This is a genomic window from Dietzia sp. SYD-A1, from assembly GCF_015356725.1.
GTDB lineage: Bacteria > Actinomycetota > Actinomycetes > Mycobacteriales > Mycobacteriaceae > Dietzia.
This window is the reverse complement of the sequence record NZ_JADDKI010000418.1, coordinates 1-4,568: the sequence shown is the minus strand read 5'-3', so window position 1 is coordinate 4,568 and position 4,568 is coordinate 1. Positions and strand designations below refer to the sequence as shown.

The window sequence follows — 4,568 nt, the reverse complement described above, 5'->3', positions numbered from 1 at the left end:
GTCCACCGCCCAGTCGGCCGCACCGCCCGGGCTGGGCCCCGCCGGTACCTCCACGGTCCACGGGGACGTGGCGTCCACCGACACGATGCCCGGTCGCGGGCCGGGAGCGAACCCCGCCGTCGTGGGCGCCCTGACCGGGGCCACGTGTTCCACCGTCTTCGTCGGGACCGACGGCATGCCCGTCGCCCTGTGCACCTCGTACGTGGGACTCCATCCGCCGACCCCGCTCGCGCCGACGGTGAAGCTCTTCCACCCCGAGACCGCGGCGGTGCTGGCGGAGGTGCAGTTGGCCAAGGGCGCACTGCTCGGTGGGGTGTACGGCTACCTCGACGAGCGCGACCGGGTGGTGGTGGCCGACGGCAACCGCAGGCTCCTCGCCGTCGGGCACCATCGCGACCCGGACGGAACCTGGCGGATGTCGGTCGAGGTCCTGGCCGACCTCTCGGCGGGCGTCCCGGACGGGGACGCGGTGACCGGCCTGATCCCCGCCTTCGACGGACGGATCTGGTTCGCGACCTCGGGCGGGGTGGTGGGAACCGTTCTCCCCGGCGACGACGACACCGTGCGCACCCTCGCCCTGCCGGCAGGGGAGAGGATCACCAACGGGCTGACCGTCCGGCCGGGTGGTGCGTCGGTGATCACGACCCGTGCGCTCTACGAGGTCGACGCGGCGCCCGACGGGAGCCCGCAGGTGCGGTGGCGGCACGGTTACGAGGTGGGCCCGGCACGCAAGCCCGGCCTGCTGGCTAACGGTTCCGGAACCACGCCCACCTACTTCGGCCCGGGTGACTCGCTGGTGGCGATCACCGATGACGCCGAGCATCCCGATCTGATCGTCCTGCGCCGAGCTGACGGTTCGCAGGTGTGCAGGATGCCGGCGTTCGCCACGTCACTCGCACCGGCCTCCGCCGCCCCGGACGGTGTGGTGATCGAGGGGCCGGCGGCCACGGAGAACTCGATCATCGCGGTCGGTGATGCGTTGGTGCTGGTCAACACGTACGGGTACGAGTACCCGCCGTTCGCCGTCGACGGCCCGGCCGTGCCCGCGTCCGCCCCGTACACGGGGGGAATGACCCGCATCGACGTGCGGAGCGACGGGGCCGGGGGAGTGGGGGGTGCCTGCTCACGGGCATGGACCTCACTCGCACGCACCGCCTCGTTGCCCAAGCTCACCACGGGTGACGGGCAGATTCACGCCCTGGCATACGGCCCCTCGGGGGTGCATCCCGCCCTGGATCAGGGGCTGGCGCAGAAGTTCGGTCCGGTGGACGTGACCTCGACGGATGTGGAGACCGGCGTGGAGGTGGCCCGTTCCTTCGTGGGCGTGGCCCCGCTGGACGAGCCGATGGAGCTCACCGGGACCATCGTCTCCCGCGGCGACGGGGCAGGAGTGATGTGGCAACCCACCCTCACCCGGATCCTCCGGATCGGGCCGACGACCGAGGGCTCGCGGTGACTCAGTCGGTGGGGCGGACCACGGCGACAGCGCACGGCGCGGTCTGGAGCAGGCGTCGACTGACCGATCCCAGCAACAGTCCGGCGAACCCGCCGTGCCCGCGTGACCCGGTCACCAGGAGTGCGGCCCCCGAGGCCTCGGTGGCGATGGTCGTGGCGGGTTCACCGACGACGAGGACCAGGTCGACGGGCACTCCCGGATGGCGGGCCTCATGTGGGGCGAGGGCGTCGGTGACGGCCTTCTCGTCCTCGGCGAGGACATCCTCCGCGAGCTGATCGAGGTCGAACAGCGACGCGCCCGGCAGGCGGGGGGCCTCGACGGAGTGGACGACACGCAGAGTGGTGCCACGGCGTTCGGCCTCGGCGAAGGCGAACGCCGCGGCCGGGTCCCCGGCCTCGGACCCGTCGGCGGCCAGCACCACCGGGCCGCTGTCGTGGCCCTCCGGCGTGCGCGGGGTGATCACGAGGACGGGGCACCTGGCGTGTTCGACCACCCCGGCCGAGGTGGATCCCATGGCGAAGTCCTCGCGGGCCGTCAGGCCGCGGCTGCCCACCACGATCGCCGAGGCGTACCCCGTGGTCTCGACGAGCGCGCCGACGGGACTGTCGGCCACGACGCGGTAGGTCGTGGGGACCTGTCCGACGAGGTCGGCCAGTTGGTCCCGCATGGCGCCCTCGACGTTCGCGCGGGCGGTCTCGTCGAAGGCGACGACCCGACCGACGGCGCGGTCGGCGGAGATCACCTCGAGAGTCGTGTGATGGTCACGTGCCCAGGTCGCGGCCCAGGACACGGCCCGGCGGGCATCCCGCGACCCGTCGTAGCCGCACACGACCGGTCCGGTGGCGGTCTCCGTCATGGCGTCCTCCTGCGGGTTCGGCGTCGTGGATCAGCCTAGTCGGCGGGCGCGGGGGCGGAAACGAGAGTCGATGCCCGCCGATCGGCATCGTTACCAAAGCGGAACCAGTCCTTTTCTGGACTAGTTCCAATTAGTCGGCTACGGTGAACGCCATGACGACGGACGTGCAGGATCCGGGAGCGCAGCTCCGGTCGGCCGGGCTGAGGGTCACCTCTCCCCGGCTGGCGGTCCTCGCCGTCGTCGACAGTCGTCCCCACATCGCGGCGGAAGACGTCGCGGTACTGGTCCGGGAGCGGCTGGGCGCGGTCTCCACACAGACCGTCTACGACGCGCTGCGTGTGTGTACCGATGTCGGCCTCATGCGACGCATCGAACCGGCCGGTTCGCCGGCGCGGTACGAGCGTCGCACCGGGGACAACCATCACCACCTCGTGTGCCGGCAGTGTGGCCGGATCGAGGATGTCGAATGCGCGGTAGGGCACGCACCCTGCCTGCAGGCGGACCACGATCACGGCTTCCTGATCGACGAGGCCGAGGTCAACTACTGGGGCACATGTCCCGAATGTCAGGCGGGCGGCGCCCGTCTCGGTGAAGATTGAGACCTAGACCACACCGCCCATCACCCCACCACCTCGAGGAGTATCAGACGTGACCACGCATCCCGCCGACCGCGGCGTACGCGACTTCCAGCCCAACTCCGCCACCACCACCGACAGCGGACAGCCGGTTCCGAGCGATGAGTTCAGCGCCCGGCTCGGTGAGTTGGGTCCGCAGCCGATCCACGACTTCTACCTGATCGAGAAGCTCGCCCACTTCAACCGCGAGAACGTCCCGGAGCGGCTGCCGCACGCCAAGGGCTCCGGCGCCTTCGGCGAGTTCGTCACCACCGAGGACGTCTCGGACATCACCTGCGCCGGGCTGTTCCAGAAGGGCGTGACCACCCCGATGCTCGCCCGCTTCTCCACCGTCGCCGGCGAGAAGGGCAGCCCGGACACCTGGCGCGACCCGCGCGGTTTCGCGCTGAAGTTCTACACCGACGAGGGCAACTACGACATGGTCGGCAACAACACGCCGGTCTTCTTCGTCCGCGACGCCCTCAAGTTCCCGGACTTCATCCACTCGCAGCGCCGCAAGAACGCCTCCGGCCTGCGCAACCACGCCATGCAGTGGGACTTCTGGACCCTCAGCCCCGAGTCGACCCACCAGGTCACCTGGCTCATGGGCGACCGCGGCATCCCCGCCACCTGGCGCCACATGGACGGCTTCGGCTCGCACACCTACCAGTTCATCAACGCCGAAGGCGTGCGGCACTGGGTCAAGTTCCACTTCAAGACCAACCAGGGCATCGACTTCCTCACCCAGGCCGAGGCCGACAAGCTCGCCGGGGAGAACGCCGACTACCACCGCCAGGACCTCTACGAGTCCATCAGCAAGGGCGAGTTCCCGTCGTGGGACCTGCACGTCCAGGTGATGCCGGTCGACGAGGCGGCGACCTACCGCTTCAACCCGTTCGACCTCACCAAGGTCTGGTCGCAGAAGGACTACCCGCTGCGCAAGATCGGCACCATGACGCTGAACCGGAACCCGCAGAACCACCACGCCCAGATCGAGCAGGCCGCGTTCGCGCCGACCAACATCGTCAAGGGCATCGGCTTCTCGCCGGACAAGATGCTCCTCGGCCGCGTCTTCGCGTACCCGGACATCCAGCGCTACCGCATCGGCGCCAACTACCAGCAGATTCCGGTCAACCGTCCGCTCTCGCCGGTGAACTCCTACTCCAAGGAGGGCTCCATGCAGTACGAGTTCCCGCACCCGGCGCAGGCCGAGTACGCCCCCAACACCCTCGACGGCCCCGCCGCGGACAAGGCCCAGGCCTTCGACTTCGGTGACTGGGACACCAAGGGCTCCGAGATCTACCGTGGGGACGTCTCGCCGCACTCCGACGACACCGATCAGGCGCAGGCGACGACGCTCTACCGCGAGGTCCTCGACGACGCCGCCCGCGGTCGTCTGGCGGGCAACATCGCCGGCCACGTGAGCAAGATCGACCCGTCGGAGACCGAGCTCCTCGAGCGCGTCTACGCCTACTGGGCCGCTGTGGACCCCGGGCTGTGCGAGGCGGTCAAGGCTGGCGTCGAGTCCGGTCCGCGCGGCAACCACCGTCGCCAGGAGTGACCACGCCGTAGTCCGGCGAGGCCGGCACGGCTGGTGCGAAGGGCCCGATCCCGCGACCGGCGGGGTCGGGCCCTTCCCGTG

Annotated in this window: 4 protein-coding genes; 3 read left to right on the top strand and 1 reads right to left on the bottom strand. The window is 70.3% G+C overall.

Translation table 11 applies throughout. The annotated features are described in order from the left end of the window. On the top strand, nt 1–1,456 hold a 1,456-nt coding region (locus tag IY392_RS15050), incomplete at its 5' end, for a hypothetical protein (RefSeq protein WP_194861643.1). 1 nt (nt 1,457) lies between these two features. On the opposite strand, the gene IY392_RS15045 is transcribed toward IY392_RS15050, so the two are convergent. Further along, a complete protein-coding gene (locus IY392_RS15045) occupies nt 1,458–2,312 on the bottom strand; it encodes a universal stress protein (protein ID WP_107755601.1) in 855 nt (284 codons plus the stop codon). Nucleotides 2,313–2,464: 152 nt separating this feature from the next. Between IY392_RS15045 and IY392_RS15040 the strand changes: the two genes are divergently transcribed. Together IY392_RS15040 and IY392_RS15035 are read left to right on the top strand one after the other, a co-directional pair. After that, the gene (locus tag IY392_RS15040) at nt 2,465–2,911 is read left to right on the top strand and encodes a Fur family transcriptional regulator (RefSeq protein ID WP_107755602.1); all 447 of its coding nucleotides are present in this window, start codon (nt 2,465–2,467) and stop codon (nt 2,909–2,911) included. A 49-nt stretch (nt 2,912–2,960) separates the two neighbouring features. After that, nucleotides 2,961–4,487, top strand: coding sequence for a catalase (locus tag IY392_RS15035; RefSeq protein ID WP_107755603.1), 1,527 nt, complete (start codon nt 2,961–2,963; stop codon nt 4,485–4,487). Nucleotides 4,488–4,568 lie beyond the last annotated feature (81 nt).

What these genes read in the sequence shown, in the direction of transcription:
- IY392_RS15045 (WP_107755601.1), bottom strand. Translation starts at nt 2,312, where the DNA reads ATGACGGAGACCGCCACCGGACCGGTCGTGTGCGGCTACGACGGGTCG.
- IY392_RS15040 (WP_107755602.1), top strand. Translation starts at nt 2,465, where the DNA reads ATGACGACGGACGTGCAGGATCCGGGAGCGCAGCTCCGGTCGGCCGGG.